This is a genomic window from Sediminispirochaeta bajacaliforniensis DSM 16054 (genome assembly GCF_000378205.1).
Classification (GTDB): Bacteria; Spirochaetota; Spirochaetia; order DSM-16054; family Sediminispirochaetaceae; genus Sediminispirochaeta; species Sediminispirochaeta bajacaliforniensis.
This window is the reverse complement of the sequence record NZ_KB899441.1, coordinates 1-22,006: the sequence shown is the minus strand read 5'-3', so window position 1 is coordinate 22,006 and position 22,006 is coordinate 1. Positions and strand designations below refer to the sequence as shown.

The window sequence follows — 22,006 nt, the reverse complement described above, 5'->3', positions numbered from 1 at the left end:
CCTGCACCACCGTGTTGATCGTCGCACTCGCCCCGCTCATCTCTATCGTCGAGTTCGCAGGCGTTCCAAAACTTCCGTCTATCTCCACATCCCCAGACGCCCTCACCAAGGTTGTCTGGCTGTTGTTCACCGTTCCACTACTTGTAAAGTCTCCACTTATAAGCGCGGGACTTCCCGTCGTATTGAAGGTCATCACACCGCTGGCTCCGACCGTCACCGCCCCGCTTCCCGCATCAACATCCCCGCTCCCGCTTACCACTACCGTCCCTTCCGTTAGTGTCAGCGTTCCCGTCGATAGTGTATTGTTTCCCGTCGTCAGCGATGCCCCCGTCCCATTCAGCGTCAGCGTTCCGCTGAACGTCGCATCTCCCACCAGCGTTACTGTATCTCCCGCCCCAAGGGTATGATCTACCGCCGTTTCAAATCCCCCCAGGTTCAGGCTTTTTCCGTTTACGTCAAGCTCGTTCCCCGTCAGCGTCGTCGTTCCCGGACTCGACAGCTCTACCGCCCCTGTGGATGATGCCACCTGCAATACTCCGCTGTTCGCTATCGTCGTCCCGTCCGCCATAGACAGACTCGTCGGTCCTCCGGCATCGTCGCTGTTCAGGTAGAGGCTTCCCCCATTCGTCACGGTTCCGTTCACCGTCAGCCCCGTCGTTACCGCCCCTCCTCCCAGGGTCAGGCTCTCTCCTCCCGCTATCGTCAGCGACTGGAAACTCCCGGTCCCGCTCAGCGTCACTCCTCCGCTCCCGCTTAGGTTCACCGCTCCAAAGCTCTGTCCGTTCGGCACGATAGCCTGGGCACTGCTCCCGTCAAGCTCCAGCGTCGATCCCGATCCGCCAGTCAGCGTTCCGAAGCTGACATCTCCTCCTATCGTAATCGTCCCGGATCCTCCCGCGTCCAGCGTTCCACTACTTACATCCAGATCCCCACTCGCCGTTACATTATTCCCTCCTGTGGAAAGGGTGGTAGACGAGCCAACTGTCAGCATGTCGGACACGGAAAGATCGGCTGAAAGCGTCCAGGTAACAGAATTTGTATCGATGCTGTTTTCGAACAGCAGATCGGTATAGGAATTTCCTCCTACCAAACCAGTGGTGCTGCTGTTGCCATAGTAGTGCACCGTACCGGGTATCGGTGACGAGGGAAGGGATACCGTACTCTCTCCACCGGCAAAGCCGAGGGTATCGGAATTGGAAAAAGAGCCTGAGACGGTGAGGCCAAGCCCCGCTACCTTAAGGCTTCCGCTGTTAATGGCAAGATCACCGTCGAGAACAAGGGCGTTATTTGCAAGGGAAACGATGTTGCCACTACCGGGATCGACGCTCAGATTCCCCAAGTTTTCCGAGGTGTCAAGGCTTGTTCCGTCCCCACTCATGGTCAAGGTGTTGTCGGTTGAAGTACCACCGAAGCTTCCTGATATGACGACATCGCCCGATGCAGAGATGGTATTGGCCGCAGAATTGGTAAAGGTCCCGGTAGACGAGAAATCTCCTGCAGTAATGGCCCCTGAGCTTATGAGGGTTCCCGCATTGGTAAGCGCACCACTTCCCACATCGACGCTGATGCCCGTCCCAATCGTCAAAGAGGCACCGGAATCAATGGTAAGCGAATCCACGGTAAGATCTCCCGAAGGGGTAACGGCAGTTCCGCTACCGGTCACAAGGAAAGCCCCGAGGTCTTGTGCGTTAGGATCAAGACTCTGGGCATCTGCCGCCTGAAGGGTAAAGGTTCCCGTCCCTTTGGAGAATGCACCGCCGCTGAAATCAACATCGCCTTCGAGGAGAAGATCGTAGGCGCCTCCCGAGGCATCCAGGGTTCCAGAAGAGACAGTCAGACCGTTCTCAACGGTGAGAGCCGCCCCAAGAGCGTAGTTTCCTCCGCCTGAAATGGTAAGATCGTAGTATGTGTTGCCGAAAGCGAGAGAAGAATAGGAGCCGGAGCCGTAATACTCGACGCTACCACTTGCAGGGTCGAAATCTGCAATAGCATCGTAGGTGTTGCCGTTTATTGTTACGCCCTCATCTCCCTGAAGCAGGATCGTCCCATCATTGGTTACGGAATCGGCAGTAAGGTCGTTACCCGACAAATCAAGAGATGCACCTTCTTCTATAATAAGATCTGCAAGATTGGCTGTATTGGCGTCCAGTACTGGTTCATTACTGACATTTTTTATTGTAACGTTTTGGCCGGCCGTAGGGGCAGTTCCGAGGGACCAGTTACCGTCGGTACTCCAATTCGTTCCGGAGCTTCCGAGCCAGGTGTTACTGCTTGTATCCATGACCGTAACAACCTTGCTATCCCGAACAAGATAGTCCGTTCCACCGTCGATCGAGAGAAGGAGCTTCCCATTGCCCGAAACAGTCCCGGTATCAAGCTGCACCCCCGATATCGTAACCGAATCTCCGGCGGTAAAGGCGGTCGTGACAGCTATGACCATCACATTCTCGGTGCCGGCCCCTCCCTCGAAGGAAACAGAGCCGACGGCACCGCTGCTATTGCCGCTTGTATCGAGGGTTGGGGTTGCCGTCGTATCGAAATAGGTATCGCTCAAGGCCGAAGGTAGCTTGATTCTCAAACCATTCGTCGTAGTAATGGCATCAGCTTCATTTTCGGTAATCACAATATTGGCCAAAGGACCAGCCGAAGCTGTGCCGACATCCAAGGTCGTATTGCCGGCCGAAATCATCGACGGTAAGGTCTTGGCGGCAAAGACAACCGAACCACTTTCGTTTGTGCCTGATAAGCTACTCGCCGTTCGATTCCCGTCCGTAGAGCTGCCGTCGGTAAAAACCGTAACCGAGACAGTTTCCTCGGTCGCGTCCGTAATGTCGATCCATCCCATTCCGTCCGAAGTGGTTGTGATGACGGCGGTCGATGCGGGAAGGTTTTGATCGGTATCGGATGCATCGGCAATTTCGGGAGAGCCACCCATAGAACCACTCAGCGATATATAGAGATTCTTTTCATACGGAACAGGATCCCCCGAAGAATCGACGATTTGAAACACGATCCGTTCGGTGTCGCTACCGTCGGAAACAGCGGCTCCATCTGCCTCATCAACCGAAACATGGTCTGCTGCCGGGGGCTTATATTTTGCCGAGTAGATTCGGTAAGCCTCACCTGAATTCGAATTATTGAACCAGACATCGGCAGGATACTCCTCATTCGAGGTATCGGCCTCGGAAATCACCAGCTTCCAGGTTCGATTTGTTTCCGTTCCGATAGAAAAATCGGTAGAAGCGCTCCCCGATGGAAAATCGGATACGGTTACGCTTCCGGCCGATGTATCGTCATAGGTATACATTTCCGCCGTAGGCGCCGGGGAGAAGCTACCGCCGAGGCTATAGTTACTTGCAGTCAGGCTATCCGTAGCCTCGTCCGGCACAAAGGGATAGAAACTCCAGTCGCCTATTGTCGAGGAATCGCCGGATTGATGTGTCATCCCAAATGTCAGATTAAAAGCAAAAGCCCTGGCCGAAGCAATACCCGAGGGAGAACCGCTGTCGGAATAAGAAACATCGAGTTGAAAGGCATTTTGATAAACATTTTCGGCTTGTCCGATTATCGCAATCTTGAAATAATATTTGTTTCCGATCTTTTCGCCCTCGGAAGGGCTGACTCCGGTAAAATAGACCCAGCCATTATCGGAACTATCCGTTTCCGTATCGGCCGTATATGAATCGAGCTCCGTTCCTGCAGCAATGGCGCTGCTTTGACTGCCGGAATAATCCTGCAGGCGGGATGTTGTGTCGGAATAAGCACCACTTCCGCCATAGAGGTAATAATCGACTCGAAAATGTCCCCCAGTTCCCGAATAATCGGGATGCGTTCCATCGTTCCCCGGATCACGTATGGCAAAATAAATTGTTCCGGAAATCGTGTTCGGAATCTCATAAAAGATAACATTAACCCGATCTCGATCTCCGGCAGAAGCGGCTGGATATCCCGTCATAAGCCAGTTCTGCGTAGAATAAACGGAATCACTATAGGAGGACGGCTGCGCAGGCATTCGACTTTGAGCAGAAGCCAACGCAGGTATGGCAAGCAGCAGAACAAAAGCTAATAATGCTTTCTTACGAAAGAGTCTCCAGCTGAACGGCATCTTATCTAAAATATAACACATCGAAGAAGCTGTTACATCACCTTTTTGAAAGGGTGGAGCTAATTAGCGACATGAAAAAGAAAAGGCATAGGATTTACTCCTCGAAAACCACCCCCCGAAGCCGCCCTGCCGCTTCGTCGCTGTCTATATCCTCGGTAAGATCGAAAACAGGTCCCCTGTTGCCACTCACCGAAACCATTGCGTTTTCAAGGAGACGGTCAAGCTCTCCCGGGTTGAGGCCTTCGGCAATAAGTTTTCGGGAAAGAGGATCGATGGAAGGGTCGCGGCCGAGCCAAACCATACGCTCCCGCAAGCCTTCCACAGGACCGGCGGAGGCATGGATTCCGTTCCGACTCATCTCGGGGCGATGTGCAATGCCAAGTTCCTGATATCGTGTCAGGATCTGCCCTCGCAGCGAGCTCTCCGGAGCAGCTGTAGGGTCAGTTGCCCCGATCACCTTTGATCTGAACTCTTCCCAGTGGAGTTTCTCCGGCGAAAAAGAGGCCTCGAACAATATCACCTGGGCATCGGGGTTGGTAAAAACCTCACGCTGACCGGGATAGAAGCCGTTTATTACATACCAGCCTTTGTCGGCAAAAAAGCCGGCATAGAGGCCGGGGGCCATTTTCACCTGCCTGCTTGCCTTCCAAAGCTCGTTCAGGTCGATTCCGGATATTCCGCCAAGACGTTCCTGGGCCTCTTGCGCATTCAGCAGAAGCCCTGATGCAAGGGCCTCTTCCCAACGAAGGCCGAAACTTCCCCGAAAGACTTCCCTGGCATCTTCTGATAGTGTGTAATCGACGGGTTTGCGCTCGACCGCGGTTCCGGCAATAGCGAAATAGTGTCTATCGATGGTCCTCTCGGCCGCAATGGTGGTGCCCCGTACCGAAACCGGCTCAGAGAGGCATACCCCCCATCCATCGAGGAATTTCACGACAAAATCGACAACCTTGGGCCTGGCTGCATCGGGTTTGATAAATATCAGAGCCTTATTATCCATGGACCTCTCCTTTTCGATATTCACGAAGATCGATAATCGAACCGCTCTCCAAGCTAGTATCATTGATGATTTTCATGAGCCAGGAAGCGGTCTCACGAGGATCATCAAGCCTCCCATCCTCATGATAGCGTACGAAAGCGTCACGATCGGGAAATTGCTGGGGATCACTCCTTCGCACCACTTCCTGCATCCGCGTGTCTATGATCCCAGGAGCCACGGCCAGAGAAAGAAAGGGGTGCTCTTCCTCCTCCTGCTCCAGAGCAACGGTTCTTGCAAACATTGCAAGGCCGGCCTTACCGGCACAGTAGGCGCTCCAGCCCTGATAGGGACGATGTGCCGCACCACTGATAATCTGAAGAGCAAGCTTTCTGCCTGATATGGCGGCCCGGGCGGCGGCAGCGATACAGAGTGAAGTCAATCGCATCGGAGCAAGCAGATTGACCCTCATGTGGTGCTCGACCGCCGCCGTAGAGTTATAGCCTGCAGGGCCGACAGGTTCAAGAACACCGGCATTATTAATTAACACCAGTTCCTCGCAGTGTGCCGCATCTATTCCTCTAAAGATACGTTCGACAAGGTCGTCGATTTCTGTAGTCTTCGAAAGATCAAAACGTATATCGTTAACAACAGCACCACTATTTCCCACAAACTTCGAGACCTCCTCGCTTCCTCCACGGCTGATGCAAAAAAGCATCGTACCGTTTCCACCGGATGCCGCAGCCTTGGCAAGGTTTTCTCCGATCCCTCTGCTGGTACCGGTAATGATGTAATAGCGCACGTGTAGCCTCCTTAACCGTACCGTCCATGGTAAAAGATTGCTCAATCAGAGGCAAGCAGGTCGCGCATCCACCGCCCAACATTGGAAATGGTTTCGAGTCCACCGGCCCCTTCGGCTCCCGGGCCTGCGACAAGGAGGGGAACAAGATGATCGGTATGATTTTTTCGTTCCATCGATTCGAGATTACCGTGATCCGAGGTGACAAGAACCAAAAGCTCCTCGCCTTCGGCCGATGCTTCGAGAAGTAAAGAAAGAAAGCGGTCAAGCGTTTCCACGGCGGACTGTGCCTCCGCAAAACTGCCCCGATGACCTATGTGGTCGCTGAGCCAATACTCGAAAAGGGTAAAACGGGCCGACTTGGCCAAAACCAGAAGCCGATCGGCGGCCGCCCCCGGGCTAAGAAGGGGAATTTCCCCATAACCGAGTTCTTTTTGCCATCCCAGCCCGGTGATGTCGGAGGAGAGAGCTTTGCCATCCACAAGATCCTGGTAATCGGGAAGCCTGCCGTCGATATCGAGAAAGGCTTGCTGGAGAGAACTGGGAATCCGCCGTCCGGAGGCAAGGGCCTGAAAAAAGGAATCGGGAAAGGCAACAGCGAAGCGGCACTCGCCTCCGGCAGCCTTTGCCGCGGAAAAAAGCGTTCCCCTGCCAATCACTTCTCTCACCCTACTGTTCGGACGAGGCCCCCAATGTCTGCCGATCTCCTGCTGGCAGTTGACACCGGTAATAAGAGAACATTGACCGGTGGCGCTTTGGGGCAATCCCGGTACACCCATAACCGGATCGATATGGCCGAGTAACAATTGACGGCGAAGCACTACGGTACCGGGAGGCTCCCCTACCATACCGAAATTCCATCCCTCCCCCAGAAGGGCGTCGAGTCTCGGAGTCATAGCCACAAAGGGATTATGGGCGAGATCCCGACGACCGATGCCTAGCCCATCGAGAAAGACAAAAAGGAGAGACTTAGGCGTCATCGTTCCCCCCGGGGAAGAAGGCCTCGAAGAATCGGGGATCAAACCCCTTACGGGGCAGAAGGCTGCGACCGTAGAGGTGTAAGAGGAGCCTACCCACCCGATGGTAAGCAAAGGAACGAGCCATATCAACCACCCCCTGCCCGGCAATGGGAACGGCAAGGGTGACGGCAAAGCCGGTGATGCCACTTCCCGTACGTATCACCCGTCCCAACCGCCGAACTCGGCGACTCGCCCTCCAGGCCCTCCAACCACTTTGAAAGCCCTTGGCCGCGAAACGTAGAGAATCATCTTCAATCAGGCCCTTCACGGTAATGGCAACGTTGAGAGAAATTCCTCCAAGGGTTTGAGGCAGTCCCGGAATTTGGTAGAGGCGATAAAAAGCAAGAAGAAGTGCAAGATAGCCGCTCTCTATGAGATCCCCGGGGCGGAGATTCAACTCTGGTCGTCCCTGACCGGGGTAGAAAGCACTTCCAACCGCTTCGGCAAGTTCCTTCATTCGCTGCACATCCTCTATGGCAGGTGCCCCTGAATCAACGATCCGAACCAAGGCCTGCTTTCCCGAATGGAAAAGACGGCGGGCTACCCGCAAAAGAAACTCACCAAAGGAGTCGACGTTGTCCTGACGGTCCAGGGCCGAGGCCTCCCTACGCAGGGCGACCCTGTCGGGGTCTATCTTCCATGCTGCAAGGAGCCGTCGATAGCGACGAAGGGCAGTAAGGTAACGCGCATCGGCCTGCATCTCCGGATCATTTTCCTGTAAAAGAGACTCGGCGATTTTTCCCCAGGCAGAAACCTGTTTTCGGTTGACCCTTCCGGATCGTTCGGCTATCAGACTCTCTTTATCACAGTAAAGATAGAGGAGATAGTAACCGAAGCGGATCAACAGCTCGCTGTAATAAAATCTGCTGAACCCCTCCAGGAGACCGATAAGCAAAAAGCTCCGTATGATGGCAAGGATAAGAACCGGCGCCCCAAGAAAGGGAAGGAGCAGGAGCCGAAACAGGGGACCTACAAGCCGCAGGGAGGCTACCTTTCTCACCGGGACAAAATTGTAGAAGCGACGCCGCCATCTGTCCACTGTACCGTAGCGGTAGAACCATTTCAATGGAAAAGAGGAGAGGAGCCGGAACCATCCCTTATCCCCATACTTTTTCACAAGATCTCCGTAGGCTAAAAGGCCGCTCTCAAGCAATCTGCGAATGGAAAAATTCAAGCGGAGTTCCCCATCAGGGCCCGCATCGGGATAATAGGTCCTGCCGACAAGCAACATCAGCTCCTTGGCATCATCAAGCGGCCTGGGGTGAAAGGGCTGGGTAGGCCTGAGCCGGGCCTTCACAAAGTCGATGATTCGTTCCACCGCTTCGGCCTCTTTCGGCTCCGACCAGCCGTCGCGGATATATTCCAGTTCCTCGGGAAGGTGCCGGGAGCTCAGACGCCAAAAAACCAACGGAGTGAGTACAAAGCGGATTACAAGAGGATAGATAACAAGGGGAACGGCCAGATAAAGCAGAAGATCACCCATAGAAGTACTGTAGTACCTTTGACACCGTTGTTCTATGCTCGTACAATCGAACGCCATGAAACGGATCGTATCGCCAGGAAGAGTTTCCGGAAGCCTCAAAATACCCGGATCAAAGAGCCACACCATACGGGCACTGCTCATTGCAAGCGCCGCACAGGGGCGCTCGATCATCCAGGCCCCCCTCGATTCTTCGGATACACGGGCAGCCCTTTCCCTCTGCCGCAGTCTGGGAGCCCGTGTGGCGGAAGAGCAGGGAAGATGGATTGTAGAGGGTACCGGCGGTGCCATGAAGCAAGCACATATCGATGTGGGAAACAGCGGGACCTCTCTCTTCCTTGCGGCGGCCGTTGCCGCGGCCTCGGACAAGGCGGTAAGCTTCGATGGGGATGAACAGATACGGCGGAGAAGTGCCGCTCCTCTTCTCGATGCGCTGAGAGCGTTGGGCGTCGAAATCACCGAATCGGGAGAGGCCGGCTGCGCTCCTTTCACGGTGAAAGGTCCTTTGCAAGGGGGAAAAGTCTCCATTTTCTGTCCCACAAGCCAATATCTCTCCGCCCTCCTTTTGGCAGCCCCTCTTTCCCCTTCGGGCAGGAGCACAGAGATTGAGGTCCCCCTACTCTACGAACGCCCCTATGTCGAGATGACCCTCAAATGGCTCGACGACCAGGGAATCGAATACCAAAGGCGGGGCTTAGAGTGGTTTCTGGTCCCAGGAGGGCAGCACTACAGGCCCTTCAGCGCCGCAGTTCCGGCCGATTTTTCCTCCGCCACCTTCTTTTTTTGTGCGGCGGCGATCACCGGCGACAAACTCCTCCTTAAAGGGCTTGATCCCACGGATATTCAGGGCGACAAGATGGTTCTTCCCATCCTGGAGAAGATGGGATGCTGCGTTACTCCTAAAGATGGGGGAATCGAAATCCAAGGACCAAAAGAGGGCCTTTGCGGCGGCACATTCGATCTGAATTCCATCCCCGACGCCCTTCCTGCCCTGGCGGCGACCGCTTGCTTTGCAAAGGGAGAAACGCAGCTGATCAATGTACCCCAGGCCCGAATCAAAGAGACCGACAGGATCGCCGTCATGGCCTTGGAACTTACAGGCCTGGGTGCCGATATTAGGGAGATGGAAGATGGGTTACTTATTTCGGGCAGAGGGCCCAAGGGGCTTTCGGGAGGCAACGTCCGAGGTCACGGCGACCACCGGGTGATCATGGCCGAGGCCATTGCAGCCCTGGGCGCAGGGGAAGAGGTGATTATCGACGACGATGGGGCGGTGGCCGTCACCTTTCCGAACTTCTTTTCCCTCCTCGATTCGATACGCAAAGTGTGATAGAATTTCGGCCATGAAACAAAAATTCTACGATCTGAGAAGCGACACCATCACCCTTCCCACCCGGGACATGCGAAAGGCGATGTATCGTGCAGATGTCGGCGACGATGTCTATGGTGAGGACCCCACAGTCATCAAGCTCCAGGAGCTTGCGGCCAAAATCACCGGAAAAAAAGACGCTCTTTTCATCCCTTCGGGATCGATGGGAAATCTCATTCCGCTGATGATAAACGGGGGTCGAGGGAACGAGATCCTTGCTCAAAAAAACAGCCACATCCTCCACTACGAACTTTCTTCGGCTGCGGCCCTTGCAGGGGTAACCATTGTCCCGGTGGAAGGAGAACGCGGTATCATAGATCCGACCGAACTTGCAAAGCATTTACGGCCGGATATCTACTATATGCCCCGCGTTTCCATGATCTCGGTGGAGAATACCCATAATAAGGAAGGCGGCAGCTGTTGGAGCCTTGAGGAACTGAAGGCGGTAAGCGACTTTGCAAAGAAACAGAACCTTCTGCTTCATATGGACGGTGCCAGATTGTTCAATGCCTGCATTGCAAAGGGAATAGCGGCGAAACGCTACTGCGGATTGGTCGACACCGTCACCTTCTGCCTTTCAAAGGGGCTGGGGGCCCCGGTCGGCGCGGTTCTCTGCGGCTCTGCAAAATTCATCGAAGAGGCACGACGGATTCGAAAAATGCTCGGAGCAGGCATGCGTCAGGCGGGATTCATGGCTGCCGCTGGTATCTACGCATTGGAACACCACATCGAACGCCTTGCCGACGACCATAGGCATGCATCCCAGATTGCCCAGGCCCTGGCGGAAAAAAGCTGGGCAACGATCAATCCGGCGGATGTCGAAACCAATATCCTCTACTTTGACACATCTAATCACGATGCGGTACAGGTAGCCGCAATTCTCAAAAAAAGAGGGATAGTGTGCGGCCCCTCGGGAGAAAGAACCATCAGAATGGTCACCCATCTCGGTATAGATGATCAGGATGCAGAAGAGATCTGCAAGGCGATCAGCAACTGCTCGATATGAACCTTAGAGGGGAAAGGTCGATATCTCGATGGAGCTGATACGCTCGCCGCTGAAAACAAAGGTGTAGCGTACCATTGCCGAACTCCCAAGAGAGGCAGGACGTTCATATATAACGCGGTCATCTTCCACCCTGTTGCTCTCACCAAAGCTACGGAGGAGGTCCCCTCTGTCGTTACCGACCGAAACCCCTTCGGGGATGGTCCACCCATTTCCGGTAAGTAAAACGTTCATGAGGAACTCCCGCCCGTCGTAACCTGATCGTTGAAGGACGAAGGTGATACCATCGTAGGTATAGGTGATGATCAAATCAGTCACATCGGGGTTGTGTCGATTGGCGCGCTGTTCGGTTTCCACCGAAAGAGGAACGCCGAGGGCAGCACTAAGCTCTTCACTGTTTGTAAGCGGAGAGAATGCTATTGCAGGCACCTCTTGCTTGGCCCCTGAAACATCGGGAAGAGCCGGGGCGCTCTTTTCTCCTTTTCCCTCATGCTCGGCAGGGGTTGTACAACCCAAAACCCAGACGGAAAACATGATAATGGTGATGATCACATAGCAATTCGTTCTCTGTTTCATATCTTAAAGATATCATCCACACACATGATATTCCACTTCACGTCCTCCGTAGGGAGGGCTATACTGCCGACATGAAAGAAAACATCATCGTTGCGGGCGGTATCAATGTAGATATAAAGGGATTTCCCTTTGCAAAAGCAATCCCCGGTGATTCCAACCCCGGCAGGGTGAGTACTGCTGCCGGAGGAGTAGGGCGTAATATTGCGGAGAATCTCACCCGGCTGGGAACAGGGGTAAGGCTGTGCGGAGCCGTGGGAGAGGATACGCAAGGACGTTTTGTCCTGAAGAGCTGTGAAAAAAGCGGAATCGATACCTCACTCGTCATTCGCAGCGCAAGGCAGCCAAGCGGATGCTATCTCTCCATTCTCGATGAAAAGGGAGAGTTGGTGATGGCAGTCGCCGATATGTCTGCAACCGAAGGATTGACATGCGAGACCTCCGCGCCCTGGTTTCGTTCCATTGAAGAGGCGGCACTTCTCATCATAGATGCGAACCTTCCCACCCCTCTCATCAAAGAGCTGGTTACAAGGGCGGAGACAGCAGGGGTACCCGTTGCTGCGGACCCGGTATCCGTATCCAAGGCCATTCGGTTATCCCCCTATCTTTCGAAGATCCGCTGGCTCTTCCCAAATCGTGACGAATGGCAGGCCCTGTTCCCGGGAAAGCCTGTAGGGCAAAGGGAGCATGGCATTCCCCAATGCGGCTGCGTGGTTACCCTTGGGCCGGACGGAGCGTCCCTCCTTCCTCCTCCCGATCTGGGGATCGAGCCCTTTTCGATGGGGGCCCTGCCGACCGTTGTCCATGATGTGGGAGGTGCAGGGGATGCATTTGCCGCAGGTTTCTGTTACGCTCTCATTTCCGAGGGAAATAGCTTTGGTGAAACAGAGGCCGGATTGAGACGGGCGCTGATTACAGGTCTTGCCGCTGCGTCTCTCACCTTGGAATCGGATCTAAGCGTATCACCAAAGATGAACGTATCCAGCCTGAAGGAGCGAATAGATGAAACGCATTAATACAAAGGCCGTTGAGAGAACATATCCCCTACTCTTCGGAGAAGAAGTATGCCAGGCGGCGGAAGAAGGGAAGCCCATCGTTGCCCTCGAGTCGACCATCATCAGTCACGGCATGCCCTGGCCCCAGAACATGGAAACCGCCGAGGGCCTGGAAGAAACCGTCAGATCGGCAGGTGCCGTTCCTGCAACCATTGCCGTTATCGATGGAGTTATTCGAATAGGGATCAGCAAGGAACAGCTCGATTTTCTTGCCACCGGAAAGGATATCGTAAAAGCAAGCCGCAGAGATCTGCCAGTGGTCTTCGCAAAAAAGTCTTCTGCGGCAACCACGGTGGCGGCAACCATGATCGCCGCATCCATGGCGGGTATCAAGCTCTTTGCAACCGGAGGAGTAGGCGGCGTTCACAGGGGTGCACCATCGACCTTCGATATCTCCGCAGATCTTCAGGAATTGGCCAAAACCAATGTGGCCGTGGTGTGCGCGGGAGTGAAGGCAATCCTCGATCTTCCTCTCACCATGGAATATCTGGAAACCATGGGCGTTCCCGTGCTTGGCTTCGGTACCGATGAACTGCCGGCGTTCTACAGCAGAACAAGCGGGATTTCGCTGGAGTATCGAATCGATTCTTATGAAGAGGGAGCCCAAATCCTCGATGCAAAGTGGAAGGCGGGGCTTTCAGGGGGCGTTCTGATCACCAACCCGATCCCCGAGGCCCATTCCATGGAAACGGCAAAGATAAACGGAGCGATCGAGGCAGCCCTTGCAGAGGCCGACCGCCTCAGAATTCGGGGCAAAAAAATCACGCCCTTTCTCCTCGACAAGGTAAAAAGCCTTACCGAAGGAGAAAGCCTTACGGCGAACATCGCCCTGGTGAAAAACAATGCGACCGTGGCCGCGGGTATCGCAAAGGCCCTCAGCGAAGAAGAATAAGTCTTTACCGGCCACTCAGCTCGAGATAGCGGTCGATCAGGCCGTCGCAATCCAGGCCATCGGTCTCGATTTCGACGGCCTTCTTTTTCCTCAAGTACCAGAGGAAGGTCCGCACCGGTTTTTTCGTCAGATGAGAAGCGGCCTCACGATACATGGCAAGCTGAGGTAGATGGTGTTCAGGATCATCTCCCCGGTCGCTTTTAAAATCAACTACCACGGCCTCGGCTCCACCGTCCGGCCCTCTCTCAAGGAGGAGGTCGATGGAGCCGTCGACAAAACGGCCGGCGGGAGTAAGAAAGAGAAAGGCGACTTCGCTCACCGAACCTCCTGCCTGCTGCTCCTGTCGCGCCAAGCGGCCGAAAGGAGAATCCATGAAAGCACGTGCAAGATCGACGGCGGTATCGAGAATCAGCGAGGAGGCCTTGTCCGAAAGAGCGCGAAAAGGTGTGGGAAGTTCCCGGACATCGCCCTTTATCACCCCCTGGGTAATCCCCTCCTCGATAAGACGATGGCAAAGGGAGCCGAAGGCGGTAACGCGTTCCTCTCCTCCGAGATAACGGTCTGCCGGAAGTTCACTATCCAAAGCCGATAGATCCCGTTGCCCTTGGAGATTCGACGTCTGAGGTACAGAAAGGCGCGATATTGCGGCGGAGACAAGACTGGGGGAGAAGGCCTCGACAGGGGCGGGAAAGGCGAGAATTTCGGCTTTTCGATACTTTTCCGCGGCTTCCGGTAGTGACGGGCCTTGTCTTTTGCTTACTACATTCCTCTCTATCTCTTCGATCGTCACAGGGGGGATGATTTCGATACGGCCCTCAAAGGCCGGATCACACTCCCACTGGTCGCTTTCGGCACCAAACCCTTTTCCGATCCAATTCAAAAGAGCAAAACGCCCCAACCCATCCATCTTCCTATTGCTCCGGCCATGATAGCCGGAAAAAAAGAGATGGCACTCGGCCCGGGTCGCCGCAACATAGAGCAGTCGTTTGAGCTCGGCGACCTCCTGCTCGTTCTCCAGTTCAAGCCCCTGGCGGTAGAAGAAATTGGCCTTGCCGCTCTTACGCTCCCGGGATGGAGCCGACAATGTCACTCCGAGTTCGGGATGGAGCTGAAAGGGAGAAGCCCCCTCGTGTTCCCTTCTTCCGGTTGATCCGCAGCCCGCCACAAAGACAACGGGAAATTGAAGTCCCTTTGATTTGTGAACGCTCATGATACGGACCCCCCGCTCCTCTTGCCGGGAGGGTTCCACCTCTTCGACCTTCTCATATTTGCCGAGATTTTTTCGAAGAAACCTAAGAAAGGTAACAAGATTCTCACCCCGCCTGTCGGCGAGAAGGGCAAATTCGAAAAGGTAATCGTAATACTCGAGATAGACATGGTAGTCGGGATTGCGAAGTACCGCATAACGATAGCCGAAGTTGGTCCACAGACGGCGGATAAGCTCGCTAATCGGAACCCGGTCGGCCTCTTGCCTGACCATTCGCCAGGCCTGGCCTGCAAGACGATATCGCTCCCCCTCATCACCCAGGATCGGATCACCGGGGTCAAGGGCAAAGGGAGCGGCATGTATTGCCTGTTCACGGAGCATGACGGCTGCGATCACATCGTCGGAAAGAGCGGCAAAGGGGGACCGCAGCAGAGAAAAATAGGCAAGCCGGTCCTCGGGATAGAGGGCCAGTTGTAAGAGTTGATAAAAATCACTCGCCGGGGCCTCAAGAAAGAGGGCCCGGGCGCTTTGCACCGTGTAGGGGATGCCCAGGCGGCGGAAGGCCCGTTCAAAACTGATCTGATTACCGCTGGAGCGCATCAGAAGGGCAATATCACCGTAATCTGCAGCCCCTCCTGCAATAGTCAGCTCTCCTCCTTCCACCATCTCCCGTATTCGCCTGGCAAGGTACCACGCCTCAGCCTCCGGGGCCGGTAGAGCCTCCTCCTCGGAAGATCCGGGGTAGTAGAAAAGGGAAATCCTTGGAGAAACACCCTCGGTTTTTTCCCGGCTGGAAAGGGGGCGGAATCTGGCTTCGTAAGGGTGGCCTGCATCGGCAAAAACCCGGGGAAAAAAGTCGTTGAAAAAAACGATTAAGGCCGGTTCGCTCCGATAGTTACGGGAAAGATCGAGGGAAACGCCTCCGGCGGAGACCAGCTCATCCCCCAAACGCTTGAAGACCCCCACATCGGCACCCCGGAAACGGTAAATGGACTGTTTTTCATCACCGACAAAAAAAAGTTTTCCGGGGACAAGCTCATCTGCACGAGGTACCCCCTTCTCCATCCGTTCGGGCCTCTCGGCCAGAAGGTAGAGAAGCTTACGCTGAAGATCGTTGTTATCCTGAAACTCGTCGATCATGATATAGCGAAAGGAATGCTTCCAGCTGCTGCGAAACTCCGGGTCCTCCTCGAGAAGACGGACAGCCATGGCGGGGACATCACGAAAGGTAACGATCCCTGCCATGCGCTTTTCCTGCTCATAGCTGCTGCGAAAGCGATCGATCACCTCTCCCAACTCCTGAAACAGGGGCCAGGCCGAGAGGGTTTCCGCGGCAGAGGCCGCCAGCCCCGCACCGTCCCTCCAGTTCTCCACAAGGTCGCGATACTCGAGAGCATCGGCGTTGCCCTCGGCAATTCTTCCCCTCGGCTTTTTCAAATCCGCCGTAAGCCGGGAAAGAAGGGCCGAAAGATCATCCGGATGGTCGGCACCGGCTTCGAAGAGCTCGCCGATGTCGTGCCTGGAAAAGAGCGCATGGGCATCGGCAATCTGCTTATGAGCACCGGGATCAAGGCGCAGGATTTGTTGACTCAGGGCATCAAGGCCGGAAAGCAGACGGGGGATTTCGCTGCGCAGGTGTGCTTCCTGCCGGGCAAGAAGCTCTCCCATGCCAGCGGTATCGGCAAAGGTAAAAAACCTGGTGGCCAGGGCAACAAAAAGCCCTTCCAGGACCCCTTCGAAGCCGAAAAGATCGATATACTGCTCGAGAGCATCGCTTCCACGATGCCGAAGCAGGGTTTCAAGGGCAGCCGCCCTGGCAATATCTTCGGCCTTCTGATCGTCCTGAACAAAATCCGAGGGGATTCCGAAGCGGTCGCTCCTGTCCCGGACAATACGGGCACAGAAGCTGTCGAGGGTAGAAATCGTTGCCTGGTCATAGGCCCTTGCAGCCTCGGGGACGGTGTTCCTCAGTTCACGGTAGATCCGCTCGTACATCTCTGCGGCCGCTTTTCGGGTAAAGGTGAGGGTAAGGATCTCATCGACAGAGGCTCGTCCGGTCTCGACGAGGTAGACAAAACGGCGGGAGAGGATCGTCGTCTTTCCCGAACCGGCCCCAGCCGAAACGACTGCGGAATGGTCGGTAAAGGCGGCTTGTTGTTGTTCGGAATCAAGGTTCATCGACATCGTACATCCTTCATATGAAACCGCATTCTGCAGGCCCCGCGAAGCGAGCAGCCGTCACAGTGACCGGAGGGGAGAAAAAAGCTTCCATCCTCCAGGGCTGCCGTCATGGCATCGAGGGCCTGATCCAGGCGATCGGAAAGCAAGCGGCTCTGCTCATCATCGAACCACTGTTTTTCTTCTGTCCCGCAGACCGGCTGAAAAAGGCCGCTGGTCATATCGAAATAGGCGGCAGCAGCCTCGCCAAAGCCATTTTCCCTAAGCAAGCTCCGATAAAGGGCCATCTGAAAGGATTGGGGAAGGCTCTCGTCATCGGGTAGCAACTGTCCCTTTTTCCAGAAAAGTCGCTTTTTGTAGTCGATGATCAGGTAGGAGGAGGCGCTGCGTCCGATCCAGTCGGGACGGCCGCTCATGCTTATCTTCCACCGATCATCTTCCAGAGAGATACCTCGACCCTTTCGGGGGCTTTTCATCCCCTTTTCCACAGCCATGGGACGGAAGGAGGAAAAATGGTCGTAAAACTCCCGTACTAATGCCTTTGCCCCGGCACGGACAAAGCGTTCCATAGCACCGGCAACGGGAGGGAGAGGCACCGGCTCCGGGCCTCGATGCCAGCTGGAAAAGAGCCTGGAAAGGAGCTGCTCCATCCGTTCATCCGCATCCTCGGCAGATGTATCGGAAAAAAAACGTGCCGCCGCCGTATGAAAGAGGTTTCCCACAATACGGGGATCGGTAAAACGCAGTTCGAGTTCCGGCTCTCTGGCCTTGAGACAGCGATCTGCAAGAAAGGCAAAGGGACAGGACCAGAAGGCCTCAAGCATGGCGGGACTGATTTCGATCTCATCCCGTCCACCGGAAAGACGGGAAAGTAAGCTTCGCAGCAGATTGACGTCCTCTACCTTCCGGACGGTAAAATCGACCCGTTTGCCGGCCCCTCCGGTGGCAAGATATCGTAGAAGTCCTTTTTGCTGCAGGGGCCAAAGCCTGGCAGGAAGCATCCCTCCGGTCCAATAGAAGATTTCATGCGTAAAAGGATCGCTGAAACGCTCGTCTCCGGATTGTTCACCAGGCCTTTCATAGTCGATCAATTCCGAAGGCGGCAAATCGGGTCCGCCGAACCCTTCGTCGGCAAAGGAGATTTCGGCGCCGCTTCCAGCCGAGGCATAGAGTTCCAGAAAGGCGGAAGAGAGATCCTTTTCGCTTCCGGAAAGCTGTTTGCGCTCTTCTTCCGAAAGGAAGGAGTAACGGTGAAGAAGGACCCTGCTTTTTTCCTGTCCGCAACCGGGCAGGAAATGGTACTTCGGTGAGATACCGGCGGACACCCGGTACTGATAGACGGAAATACCCATTCGCTCCTGGCGTCTTACGTATTGGCGACCTTCAAGATAGGAAAGCCAGAGCGGAAAGACTGCTCCAAGTTCGCCCAGGCCCGCGGAAGCCTCTGCTTCGGCAAGTTCTCCGAGGCTTTCCAGACAACGCTGCAGCACGGGCAGATCATCATCGGCCCAGCCATCGGGATCGATATGGGTTCTGAGGAAGGGCTGCATTCGGTCCCGGAGCAGGGCGAAACTCTCTGCCCCGGTAAGCTGCCTGATGCCGTCCCGAAGGGAGACGAAGGTCGATGCGAGAACCGGGCGCTCCGCCCGCGAGAGGGTCTGCTCCCAGAGGCGGGCCCCCTTATGGCAAAAATAGTCCCGGCCGAAACGGACAATCCGTCTGACCAAACCGGCCGAGCGCCAGGGAACTGCCTGATTCATGAAAAGATTTTCTACCTGATCAAAGGCCCAGTCACCGGATGAGGTCTCCCACAAGGCGCGAAAAAACCGCCCGGGGACGCTCTCGCTAAGCGGCTCTCCCCCCCGAAAACGCAAGGGAATCGAACGATCGGCGGCGGCGGCCGCAAGGCGGGGGCGCCACTCCCTATCGTCGGGGAGGGTAATCGCTATCTCCCTGGGATCCGCACCGGATTGTAAAAGGGCGGCAATCCGCTCAATCAAGGCCGCAAGCTCTGCGGCAGCCGTTCGATACCGCAGCAGAACCGGGTGATTGGAATCATCGGACCGAAGGTAATCACCGGTGTCGAGGGTTCTGATTTCTTCGCAGCGGGAAAGGGAGGATTCATATTCACTAAAATCCTCCAGCACCTCGGGAAAGAGTATCCAGCTGATTCCCGGCAGGGGGCGCGGTTCAGGCAGGGCGGCACCCGGCTCGAAAAGATTCCGTTCGGACAGAAACCGCCCATAACGGGAGGCAAGCAGATCGATATCCGTAATGAGCGCCCTGGGAAAGCGCTCCCTGAGACCGGAGCCGTCGAGCTCCCGCAGAAATCCGTCGAGACGTGGAAGAATTGCGGTGACGAGGCTACGATAGGAACGGGAGAGTTCGGCGTAATCGACAGGCACAAGACGCTGGAAAAGGGGCGGACTGCTCTTACTGTTCTCATCAAGGAGGGCGGTGGCAAAGAGCATACGCAGGGCTCCGTTCACCGGGCGTTGTTTGCGGGATTCATCGAACACCTTCTCCTTGAAGGTGTCCCAGCTGATAAAGCGATCCTTCCTTAACGCAGCCGCAGCACCGTATTGAAGGGCACGGGCGAGACGGGAATCGGCCACTACCTGGCTGGGGAATACAAAGCGACAGCTTGCCGATTGCCTAAGGGTCCCGGCGATGAAGCGGTCGATTCCGTCAAACATTCCGGTACTCCTATTCGGTTCGGCCGGAAAAAATCCCGGTTATTTCTCCGACATACATGTCGTGCCACTGTTTTTCGGGATAGTTATCAAGGAGGGAAGGATCGAGAAACCCCTCAGGAGCTATTTGTCCGGTATAAAGCTTCCGGCACTCCACTACGAACCTCGCCTGGCGGAAGGCTACCGAACCTCCCGGAAGAGCAAGCGGCTGCAGCCCCGTTTCCACTGTTTTATCAACATCCCGACCCGATACCGAACCACAGTAAGCCAGGGCCTTCTTCCATGTTGGGTCGAAAAAAGAAAGGGAAAAGCGGTCTCCTTCCTGGATAAATTTCCAGGTATGCCGATTCCTTCTGACAAAGATAAAGCAAACATCCTTGTTCCAGAGATGTCCCATCCCCCCCCAACTGGCGGTCATTGTATTCCAGGCATCGGGACTCCCGCCTGTGATCAGCATCCAGTTCCTACCGATCTCTATACAGGGATTAAACTGAAGCGAGTTGATATCGACCTTTGTAAGGTATGTTGCAGCATGATCCATAGTGTTTCTCCTTTGTACCTCACCATTATGGTCGATGGTTTTTTCCTTGCCAAGCATCTATGAAAAAACTACCATAGAGGTATGGTCAGTTGCCTAGGGCGATTAAGGATAAGCGGCCGTAAAGCAACAGACTATAGGGATGGAATACATCAATGCTGGAGCTGCAGGTACCCCAGCAAAATGCATCGGCATCCGAAGAGATCGTCTCAGCGGAAAAGCCTTGCGGATGAGGCGAAATGACTTTGGAGAACCTTGAATTGCTTTCATACTGCAGAGAGGAAGGAGCTTGAGTATGGATCTGAAGCTTAGGGGAAAAACGCTATTTATCGCAGCTGCAAGTCGGGGACTCGGCTTTGCAACGGCCATGGCAGCCGCTAAAGAGGGGGCCAAAGTGGTCATCGGCAGTAGGGACGAGGATGCGATCCAGGCCGCGGCCAAGAAAATCACGAAAGAGAGCGGGGTAACCTGTATCGGGTTGCCGCTGGAAATGCGGGAATACACTTCAATACGCCGCTGGATTGGAGAGGGGACAAAGGCGGCAGGGCCTGTAAGCGGGCTCTTAGTCAACGCCGGGGGGCCGCCTCCCGGAGGGTTTTCAGATTTTTCGGACGAAGATTGGCAGGACGCCTTTGAACTGACGCTTCTCTCATCCATTCGTCTTATTCGGGAGGCTGCGGAGCATTTCGCCTCCGGAGGTGGAGGGATTCTAACGGTCACCAGCTCTTCAATCAAAGAACCAATTGCAAATCTGATCCTGTCGAACGTCATGCGTAGCGGTGTGGCAAGCCTTGTCAAAAGCCTTTCCAGAGAGCTTGCCCCTCGGAAAATTAGAGTAAATAACATAATACCAGGTTATTTCGACACCGATCGCCTTAAAAAACTGGATGAAAATGCCGCAGAGATAGAAGATATTCCCGTAGATGCGGTGAGGCAAAAGCGGCAAACACAGATCCCGGCAGGCCGGTATGGGGAACCGGAAGAGTTTGGTGCGGCGGCGGCCTTTCTCCTCTCCCCCGCCGCATCTTACGTAACAGGACACTCATTCACCATAGACGGAGGCGCCATGCATACAGTATGGTAAGCCGTTATGGAACTCTTTAACGGCAACGATTTTTTCAACAGTTTCCTCATATTGCTGGCGCTGATCAATCCGATTAGCAAGGTATTTGTTATTGCCACCCTGTCAAAGGAGTACCCCCACGGAGAGGTCAACAGGGTGGTGTTTAGAAGTTCAGTCATTGCCATGGCGATCCTACTCATTTTTGGTCTGACCGGTAACTTCATTCTCAACAAGCTTTTCCATGTCGAGCTCTACAGCTTCAAACTTGCCGGAGGGTTCGTACTTGCGGTCAGAGGTTACACGGCTTTGAACAAGGGGCTCTTTTTTGAACTGAGCCACGGACAAAAACTGCACGATGCATCGGTGGTTCCCATTGCCAGTCCGATGATTGCCGGTCCCGCCACCATCACCGCTTCGGTTAGCCTCCAGACCATGTACGGAATCGGCAGTGTGCTGACGGCCATCGTGACGGTTATCGCAGTCAACATGATTGTGATGCTGTTCAGCGAGCAAATCGGAAATGTTCTCAATCGTTACAATCTCATGGGAGCCCTGATTCGGATCACAGGCCTGATTGTCTGTACTATGGGAGTGCAGATGATGGTAAACGGAGTACTTGATATCAGGCTGCTTATGTAGATTACTGTCCGGAATCGTGGTGAAAAATGAATAAAATCTCCTTTTCTCGTAGTTACTTATAGTACGAACTACCAGAAAAAGGAGTTTTCCCATGTTCCATCCCCCCTTCTGCCCCAATCCCCATTGTCTCAACCACTTCTCTCCAAAAGGCCACTGGTTCTTTAGAACTGGCTCCTACTCTACCCAAACCTCCCCCCGCATCCAAAAGTTCAAATGCAAAACCTGCCACCTCTCCTTCTCCACCCGCACCTTCAGCATCGACTACTGGACCCATTTCCACCTTTCCTACAAAACCATCCTCGCTCACCTCGTCACCAGCTCCGGTATCAGAGACCTCTCTCGTATCCTTAACGTCTCCTGTTCCACCGTCTCAGACCGTATCCGCCGCCTTGCCCACCAATGCCTCGCATCCTCAGC

The 22,006-nt window shown here is 54.7% G+C and carries 16 protein-coding genes; 7 read left to right on the top strand and 9 right to left on the bottom strand.

Going from position 1 to position 22,006, the window contains the following annotated elements; genetic code table 11:
• The 5 genes from F459_RS0120930 to F459_RS0120910 form a co-directional block, all read right to left on the bottom strand.
• Positions 1-3,955 (bottom strand): beta strand repeat-containing protein (locus F459_RS0120930; RefSeq protein ID WP_020614613.1); only part of this gene is annotated, 3,955 nt, incomplete at its 3' end.
• Between the two features lie 244 nt (positions 3,956-4,199).
• Positions 4,200-5,105, bottom strand: coding sequence for a nucleoside-diphosphate kinase (locus tag F459_RS0120925; protein WP_020614612.1), 906 nt, complete (start codon positions 5,103-5,105; stop codon positions 4,200-4,202).
• Entirely contained in the window at positions 5,098-5,883 is a 786-nt protein-coding gene (locus F459_RS0120920; protein ID WP_020614611.1) for an SDR family NAD(P)-dependent oxidoreductase, read from the bottom strand. Before F459_RS0120920 ends, F459_RS0120925 begins: the two co-directional genes overlap by 8 nt.
• Positions 5,884-5,924: 41 nt before the next feature.
• A complete protein-coding gene (locus tag F459_RS0120915; RefSeq protein ID WP_020614610.1) occupies positions 5,925-6,860 on the bottom strand; it encodes an alkaline phosphatase family protein in 936 nt (311 codons plus the stop codon).
• On the bottom strand, positions 6,850-8,382 hold the full coding sequence (locus F459_RS0120910; RefSeq protein WP_020614609.1) for a hypothetical protein: 1,533 nt from the start codon (positions 8,380-8,382) through the stop codon (positions 6,850-6,852). The genes F459_RS0120915 and F459_RS0120910 overlap by 11 nt, the downstream gene beginning before the upstream one ends.
• 55 nt (positions 8,383-8,437) lie before the next feature.
• Here F459_RS0120910 and aroA point away from each other — a divergent pair, with 55 nt between their 5' ends.
• Positions 8,438-9,709 carry a 3-phosphoshikimate 1-carboxyvinyltransferase gene (aroA, locus tag F459_RS0120905; RefSeq protein ID WP_026295140.1) on the top strand — a complete coding sequence of 424 codons (1,272 nt, stop codon included), beginning with the start codon at positions 8,438-8,440 and terminating at the stop codon, positions 9,707-9,709.
• Between the two features lie 13 nt (positions 9,710-9,722).
• Entirely contained in the window at positions 9,723-10,754 is a 1,032-nt protein-coding gene (locus tag F459_RS0120900) for a threonine aldolase family protein (protein ID WP_020614607.1), read from the top strand.
• Between the two features lie 3 nt (positions 10,755-10,757).
• Here F459_RS0120900 and F459_RS0120895 read toward each other — a convergent pair whose 3' ends face one another.
• On the bottom strand, positions 10,758-11,327 hold the full coding sequence (locus tag F459_RS0120895; protein ID WP_020614606.1) for a hypothetical protein: 570 nt from the start codon (positions 11,325-11,327) through the stop codon (positions 10,758-10,760).
• A 71-nt stretch (positions 11,328-11,398) separates the two neighbouring features.
• Between F459_RS0120895 and F459_RS0120890 the strand changes: the two genes are divergently transcribed.
• Both F459_RS0120890 and F459_RS0120885 read left to right on the top strand, forming a co-directional pair.
• Complete coding sequence (locus tag F459_RS0120890; RefSeq protein WP_020614605.1) at positions 11,399-12,340, top strand: PfkB family carbohydrate kinase; 942 nt, start codon at positions 11,399-11,401, stop codon at positions 12,338-12,340.
• A complete protein-coding gene (locus F459_RS0120885; protein WP_020614604.1) occupies positions 12,327-13,271 on the top strand; it encodes a pseudouridine-5'-phosphate glycosidase in 945 nt (314 codons plus the stop codon). The genes F459_RS0120890 and F459_RS0120885 overlap by 14 nt, the downstream gene beginning before the upstream one ends.
• A gap of 4 nt (positions 13,272-13,275) precedes the next feature.
• On the opposite strand, the gene F459_RS0120880 is transcribed toward F459_RS0120885, so the two are convergent.
• The 3 genes from F459_RS0120880 to F459_RS0120870 are packed head-to-tail and all read right to left on the bottom strand — an operon-like array spanning position 13,276 to position 19,890.
• The gene (locus F459_RS0120880) at positions 13,276-16,662 is read right to left on the bottom strand and encodes a UvrD-helicase domain-containing protein (protein ID WP_020614603.1); all 3,387 of its coding nucleotides are present in this window, start codon (positions 16,660-16,662) and stop codon (positions 13,276-13,278) included.
• On the bottom strand, positions 16,653-19,352 hold the full coding sequence (locus tag F459_RS0120875; RefSeq protein ID WP_020614602.1) for a PD-(D/E)XK nuclease family protein: 2,700 nt from the start codon (positions 19,350-19,352) through the stop codon (positions 16,653-16,655). Before F459_RS0120875 ends, F459_RS0120880 begins: the two co-directional genes overlap by 10 nt.
• Positions 19,353-19,362: 10 nt before the next feature.
• On the bottom strand, positions 19,363-19,890 hold the full coding sequence (locus tag F459_RS0120870) for a flavin reductase family protein (protein ID WP_020614601.1): 528 nt from the start codon (positions 19,888-19,890) through the stop codon (positions 19,363-19,365).
• 292 nt (positions 19,891-20,182) lie between these two features.
• On the opposite strand from F459_RS0120870, the gene F459_RS0120860 reads away from it, so the two are divergent.
• From F459_RS0120860 to F459_RS24305, 3 genes are all read left to right on the top strand, one after another.
• The gene (locus F459_RS0120860) at positions 20,183-20,971 is read left to right on the top strand and encodes an SDR family oxidoreductase (RefSeq protein WP_020614599.1); all 789 of its coding nucleotides are present in this window, start codon (positions 20,183-20,185) and stop codon (positions 20,969-20,971) included.
• A 6-nt stretch (positions 20,972-20,977) separates the two neighbouring features.
• The gene (locus F459_RS0120855; protein ID WP_020614598.1) at positions 20,978-21,589 is read left to right on the top strand and encodes a MarC family protein; all 612 of its coding nucleotides are present in this window, start codon (positions 20,978-20,980) and stop codon (positions 21,587-21,589) included.
• 91 nt (positions 21,590-21,680) lie between these two features.
• On the top strand, positions 21,681-22,006 hold a 326-nt coding region (locus F459_RS24305), incomplete at its 3' end, for a hypothetical protein (protein ID WP_081623770.1).